Raw genomic sequence first — 5,630 nt, 5'->3', positions numbered from 1 at the left:
CTGGGCGGGGTGGCGCGGCGCACCCGCGAATCCCTGCTGCTGTGCGAGGCCGCCGGCTATGACGTGGTGATCGTCGAGACCGTCGGCGTTGGCCAGTCCGAAACCGCTGTCGCGCAGATGGTCGACGTGTTCCTGCTGCTGCTGATGCCCGGCGCCGGCGACGAGTTGCAGGGCATCAAGCGCGGCATCGTCGAGGTCGCCGACATCCTGGTGGTGAACAAGGCGGATGGCGACCGGAAGGGCGCTGCCAACCATGCCGTCGCCGAATACCGCCACGCCCTGGCGCTGCTGCGCGGCCCGCGCGGCTGGACACCGCCCGTGCTGCAGTGTTCGGCGTTGGAGAACCGCGGCATCGACGCCGTGTGGGACATGATCGGCCGCTTCCGCGCCGATATGGGCGCGATGCTGGCCGAACGCCGTGCCGACCAGGCCCGGTCCTGGCTGTGGCGCGAGCTGGGCGACGGGCTGCTGGACGCGCTGCGCGGCTATCCCGCCGTCGCCGCGGCCCTGCCCGCCCTGGAGGCCGACGTCGCCGCCGGCCGCCTGCTGCCGACCATCGCCGCAAGACGGCTGCTGGAGCGGTTTCTGAGGAGCTGAGGCCGGGAATTGACGCCGGATCATTGACCGCCCCATGCTGTTTCAAAGGGGGGAAACAATGCGTGCATTGATCGCGTCAGCACTGTCGTGCGTGGTGCTCGCCGGTTGCTCGGGAACGAGCACGACTGGAAGCGGCGCTCAAAGCCCAAGCGCTCCCAAGGACTTCACACTCATCGAAAATCAGCTGATTTTCTTCGATGCAGGAAGCGCCAGACCAAACCACAATGCCGTAAAGATCCTGGATGCCGCGGAGCCAGCTCGATGGCCTGCCGGCCTCAATCGTGTCGACATCATCGGCAATGCCGACCGCACAGGATCTGCAGCCAGCAATCTGAAACTATCACTTCGTCGAGCAGAAGCGGTGCGCGACGCACTGGTCGCCCGTGGCGCGCCGGCGAACCTGCTATTCATCAGGGGGGCCGGCGAAGGCGATCCATTGGTCCCCACGGCCGACGGCGTTGCCGAGCCGCAGAACCGCTATGTCGCGATCATTCCGCAATAAAGCAGGACGCCCTGCGGGCCCCTTGTTCGTCCCGCGTAACTCGGGCCGGGGCTCGATGGCTCGAGCCCCGGCTGTCCTACGCTCAGACCTTGTTCGACGGCGCGATGCCCAGGCCGGATCCGGCCGGCGGCTTCGGAGCCTTGTCCTGCTTCGGCTTCTTCTTTTCCTTGTTCGATTTCTGGTCACGATTGGCCATGGTATGCCTCCGACTCGCTATTCAAACCGCATCCTATGATCGGACGAGCCGGGCGAACCGTAAAGGCCCGGCTGCGTCCGCCCTGCGGCGGGTTGGCAGTCACACGCTGGACCGCATGCGCTATGCTGTCCCGATAGAGGCGGAGCGGAGAGACGGCGATGACGGCGTATGACTCGATCATCATCGGCACGGGGCAGGCCGGGCCGGCCCTGGCCGACCGGCTGAGCCGCGCCGGGCAGCGCGTCGCCGTCATCGAGCGCAACCGCTTCGGCGGCACCTGCGTCAACACCGGCTGCATTCCGACCAAGACCATGGTGGCCAGCGCCTATGCCGCCCGCATGGCCCAGCGCGCCGCCGAATTCGGCGTGGTGCTGGCCGGGCCGCCCGGCATCGACATGGCCAGGGTCAAGGCGCGGAAGGACGGCGTGTCCGGCCAGTCGCGCACCGGCGTCGAAGGCTGGATGCGCGGCCTGGCCAACGGCACCGTGATCCAGGGCCATGCCCGCCTGACCGGCCCGAACAGCGTGCAGGTCGGCGACGACACCCTGACGGCGGAGCGGATCTTCCTGAATGTCGGCGGCCGCGCCGCGGTGCCGCCCCTGCCCGGCCTCGACACCGTGCCGTACCTGACCAACAGCACGATGATGGACCTCGACACGGTGCCGGAGCACCTGGTCATCATCGGCGGCTCCTATATCGGGCTGGAATTCGGCCAGATGTTCCGCCGTTTCGGCGCCACGGTGACGGTGATCGAGACCGGGCCGCGGCTGGTCGGGCGCGAGGATGAGGACATCTCCGCCGCCATCACCGGCTTCCTGGAGAAGGAGGACGTCACCATCCGCACCGGCGCGACCTGCCTGAGCGTGGCGAAGCACGGCGACGGCGTGGCGGTGACGGTCGACTGCACCGCCGGCGCGCCCGTCGTCACCGGCTCCCACCTGCTGGTCGCCACCGGCCGCCGCCCGAACACCGACGATCTCGGGCTCGAGGCGGCGGGCGTGGCCGTCGATCCGCGCGGCTATATCGTCGTCGACGACCAGCTGCGGACCTGCGTGCCGGGCATCTGGGCGCTGGGCGACTGCAACGGCCGCGGCGCCTTCACCCACACCGCCTACAATGACTTCGAGATCGTCGCCGCCAATCTGCTGGACGACGATCCGCGCCGGGTGACCGACCGGATCCCGGCCTATGCCCTGTACACCGACCCGCCGCTCGGCCGCGCCGGCCTGACCGAGACGGAGGCCCGCCGGGCCGGCAAGCGCATCCAGGTCGCCACACGGCCGATGACCCGGGTGGGCCGCGCCGTGGAAAAGAGCGAGACCGAGGGATTCATGAAAATCGTCGTCGATGCCGACACGCGGCAGATCCTGGGCGCCGCCATCCTCGGCACCGGCGGCGACGAGGTGGTGCACGGGCTGCTTGACCTGATGTACGCCAAGGCGCCCTACGACGTGCTGCAGCGTTCGGTGCCGATCCATCCGACGGTGTCCGAACTGCTGCCGACGACGCTCGCCGCCCTGGGGCCGGCGTCGTGAGCGGGCTGGATCGCGCCCGAGCGGCTGTCATGCGCGCCCTGATCGCGGTGGTCGGCCGCTTCCGGCCGATCCTGCCCGGCGACCGGCTGATCGAGGATCTCGGCCTCGACGCGGATGCCTCGACACGGCTGATCTGGGACATCGAGAATGCGCTCGGCGCCGATATCCCGCGCGACGAATACCGCGCGGTGCTGACGGTGGAAGCGCTGATCGAACTGGTCGACCGCCACTACGATCCGCTGACCGCGGTGCCCAAACACAGCTGGCACATGTAGCCGCCGGCCTCGCCGAATTCCGTCATGCCGATGGCCGACGCCGCCGGGCTGTTGGCCAAAGGAACGACGCTCGGCGTCCACGCCTGGCGCTGACAGGGCGGGCCATGCGTCCTAGACTGGGGGCAACCGCAAAGGAGCCCGGACCATGGCCACGCCACCGCCCGTCAGGCCCGACACGCCGGCCCCGGATTTCCGGCTGCCGGCCACCGATGGACGAACCTACACGCTGGACGACGTCGCCGGCCCGCATGGCACGGTAATCGTCTTCCTGTGCAACCACTGCCCCTATGTGAAGGCGGTGATCGACCGGCTGGTCGCCGACGCCCGCGTGCTGCTGGCCGAGGGCATCGGCGTCGCCGCCATCTGCTCGAACGACGCCACCACCCATCCGGAGGACAGCTTCGAGCGGATGAAGGACTTCGCCGCCGCGCACGACTTCCCCTTCCCCTATCTGCATGACGAGGACCAGTCGGCGGCGCGAGCCTACGAGGCGATCTGCACCCCCGACTTCTTCGGCTACGACGCTTGGCGCGGGCTTAAATACCGCGGCCGGCTGGACGAGGGCCGCACCAACCCGCCACCGCCCGGCGCGAAGCGCGAGCTGGTCGAGGCCATGCGCCGGATCGCCAAGACCGGCGAAACGCCGGACGAGCAGCCGCCGTCGATGGGCTGTTCGATCAAGTGGAAGGCGGCATGACACCCGGCACCGCGAGGCGCGTCAACGCTACGCGCCGAACGCCGCCTCATACTGCTCCGGCTTGAAGCCGACCAGCAGCTTGCCGCCGATGTCCAGCACCGGACGCTTGATCATCGAGGGCTGGGCCGTCATCAGCGCGATCGCCTTGGCCTCGGTCACCCCGTCCCGGTCCGCATCCGGCAGCTTGCGGAAGGTGGTGCCGGCGCGGTTCAGCAGCACCTCCCAGCCGACCTTGCCGGCCCAGCCCTTCAGCACGCCCGCGTCGACGCCCACGGCCTGGTAGTCGTGGAAGGTATAGGCAACGCCATGCCCGTCCAGCCAGGCCCGCGCCTTCTTCATCGTGTCGCAATTCTTGATGCCGTAGATCGTGACGGCCGCCGGCTTCGCCATGCCGAATCCCTTTTCCGCGCTTCGCTGCCCCTATTCTTTCAGACCGGCACGCGGGCCACCAGCGCCGCCGCGGCATCGATCGCCGCAGTCTGGTGCGGCTGCAGCGACTGGCCCGGCCACGCCGCGGCGTAGTCATAGGGGTCGACCGCGTCGGTGCGAATGCCGGACAGCTGCTCCATCACCGCCAGGCCGCACCACGGCGCGTAGAAGGGCGAATAGCCGCCCTCATGCGTCAGCAGCAGCCGGCCGCCGCACAGCGTGTCCGCCGCGTCCATCAGCAGCCGGGTCATCTCGCGGAAGGTGCCGGACATCGCCATCTGTCGGCCCAGCGGGTCGAAGGCGCAGCCGTCGAAGCCCGAGGGCACGATGATCATGTCCGGCCGGAACCGGTCCAGCGCCGGCAGCGCCACCCGTTCGATCGCCGCGACGTAGGCGCCGTGGCCGGAGCCGGGCGGCAGCGGGATGTTGATGTTGGCTCCTTCTCCCCTGCCCTCGCCGTTTTCCGCCAGGGTGCCGGAATCCTCGGGATAGTTGCCATCCTGGTGCAGCGAGATCGTCAGGACATCGGGGTCGTCATAGTAGATCCACTGGGCGCCAATGCCGTGATGCACGTCCCAGTCGACCATGGCGATTCGGCCTAGGCCGCGTTGGCGCAGATGCTCGATCGCGATCGGCGCATTGGCCAGCAGGCAGAAGCCGCGGCCGCGGTCCCGCTCCGCATGGTGACCAGGCGGGCGCACCAGGGCGTAGGCGTTGCGCACCGTGCCGTCGAGGATCGCATCCGCCGCGGCGATGCAGCCACCAGCCGACAGCAGCGCGATCGGATAGGAGTCCTTGCCGATCGGGGCGAAATCCCCGCCATCGCCATAGCCGGCCTCGCTGGCGGCGCTCAGGCGTTCGATATAGCCGGGGGTGTGGATGCGCAGCACCTCCTCCACCGTCGCCGGGCGCGGCCGGATCGGGTGCAACTGGTCGAGCAACCCGGTCACTTCAAGCAAATTGCGCAAGCGCCGCTTGGCCGGCGGCGATTCCACATGCATCAGGTCCGGCTCGACATAGCCGCCGGCCGGCATCGAACCGGCGGCCATGCCGGTCATGTGCCACATGTAGCGTTCGTGCCAGACCAGCCCCGTCGTCATGCGCCGTTCCCCCGGATGATGAACTCGGCCGCGCGCTCGGCCACCATGATCGTCGGCGCGTTGGTGTTGCCGGATACCATGGACGGGAACACCGAGGCATCCGCCACGCGCAGCCCCTTCAGCCCTCGCACCGCCAGCGTCGGGTCGACCACGGCGAGGTCGTCAATGCCCATCCGGCAGGTGCTGGTCGGATGGTACAGCGTGGTGCATTGCGCCCGGATGAAATGGGCGATCTCGGCATCGCTCTGCGCCTCGGCACTCGGCGTGATCTCGTGCGACAGCACCTCGCGCAGCGGCGA

The 5,630-nt window shown here is 69.0% G+C and carries 8 protein-coding genes; 5 read left to right on the top strand and 3 right to left on the bottom strand.

Annotated elements, in window-relative coordinates; translation table 11 throughout:
* The 5 genes from AC3XYG_RS22495 to AC3XYG_RS22475 all read left to right on the top strand — a co-directional run.
* A partial coding sequence (locus tag AC3XYG_RS22495; protein WP_489142096.1) for a P-loop NTPase family protein occupies window positions 1–597 on the top strand: 597 nt, incomplete at its 5' end.
* Window positions 598–655: 58 nt separating this feature from the next.
* Window positions 656–1,099: an OmpA family protein gene (locus AC3XYG_RS22490; protein WP_489142095.1), complete on the top strand. Its 444-nt coding sequence runs from the start codon at window positions 656–658 to the stop codon at window positions 1,097–1,099.
* Window positions 1,100–1,453: 354 nt separating this feature from the next.
* On the top strand, window positions 1,454–2,830 hold the full coding sequence (locus AC3XYG_RS22485; RefSeq protein ID WP_489142094.1) for an FAD-containing oxidoreductase: 1,377 nt from the start codon (window positions 1,454–1,456) through the stop codon (window positions 2,828–2,830).
* A gap of 29 nt (window positions 2,831–2,859) precedes the next feature.
* Window positions 2,860–3,105: an acyl carrier protein gene (locus AC3XYG_RS22480; protein ID WP_489142093.1), complete on the top strand. Its 246-nt coding sequence runs from the start codon at window positions 2,860–2,862 to the stop codon at window positions 3,103–3,105.
* Between the two features lie 145 nt (window positions 3,106–3,250).
* The gene (locus AC3XYG_RS22475; RefSeq protein ID WP_489142092.1) at window positions 3,251–3,802 is read left to right on the top strand and encodes a thioredoxin family protein; all 552 of its coding nucleotides are present in this window, start codon (window positions 3,251–3,253) and stop codon (window positions 3,800–3,802) included.
* Between the two features lie 27 nt (window positions 3,803–3,829).
* Here the strand turns inward: AC3XYG_RS22475 and AC3XYG_RS22470 are convergent, their stop codons facing one another.
* The 3 genes from AC3XYG_RS22470 to AC3XYG_RS22460 form a co-directional block, all read right to left on the bottom strand.
* Window positions 3,830–4,192 (bottom strand): ArsC family reductase, encoded by a 363-nt coding sequence (locus AC3XYG_RS22470; protein WP_489142091.1) that lies wholly within the window; start codon window positions 4,190–4,192, stop codon window positions 3,830–3,832.
* Between the two features lie 38 nt (window positions 4,193–4,230).
* Window positions 4,231–5,331, bottom strand: coding sequence for a histone deacetylase-like amidohydrolase (locus AC3XYG_RS22465; RefSeq protein ID WP_489142090.1), 1,101 nt, complete (start codon window positions 5,329–5,331; stop codon window positions 4,231–4,233).
* The coding region (locus AC3XYG_RS22460) for a GMC oxidoreductase (protein ID WP_489142089.1) at window positions 5,328–5,630 on the bottom strand (303 nt) is incomplete at its 5' end. The genes AC3XYG_RS22460 and AC3XYG_RS22465, both read right to left, overlap by 4 nt.

It is taken from the genome of Inquilinus sp. (assembly GCF_057815775.1).
The sequence above is the reverse complement of the archived record's forward strand: the minus strand, read 5'-3'. Positions and strand labels throughout refer to the sequence as shown.

Coding starts and splice junctions, on each gene's coding strand:
- AC3XYG_RS22485 (WP_489142094.1), top strand. CDS start 1,454: ATGACGGCGTATGACTCGATCATCATCGGCACGGGGCAGGCCGGGCCG.
- AC3XYG_RS22480 (WP_489142093.1), top strand. CDS start 2,860: ATGCGCGCCCTGATCGCGGTGGTCGGCCGCTTCCGGCCGATCCTGCCC.
- AC3XYG_RS22490 (WP_489142095.1), top strand. CDS start 656: ATGCGTGCATTGATCGCGTCAGCACTGTCGTGCGTGGTGCTCGCCGGT.
- AC3XYG_RS22475 (WP_489142092.1), top strand. CDS start 3,251: ATGGCCACGCCACCGCCCGTCAGGCCCGACACGCCGGCCCCGGATTTC.
- AC3XYG_RS22465 (WP_489142090.1), bottom strand. CDS start 5,331: ATGACGACGGGGCTGGTCTGGCACGAACGCTACATGTGGCACATGACC.
- AC3XYG_RS22470 (WP_489142091.1), bottom strand. CDS start 4,192: ATGGCGAAGCCGGCGGCCGTCACGATCTACGGCATCAAGAATTGCGAC.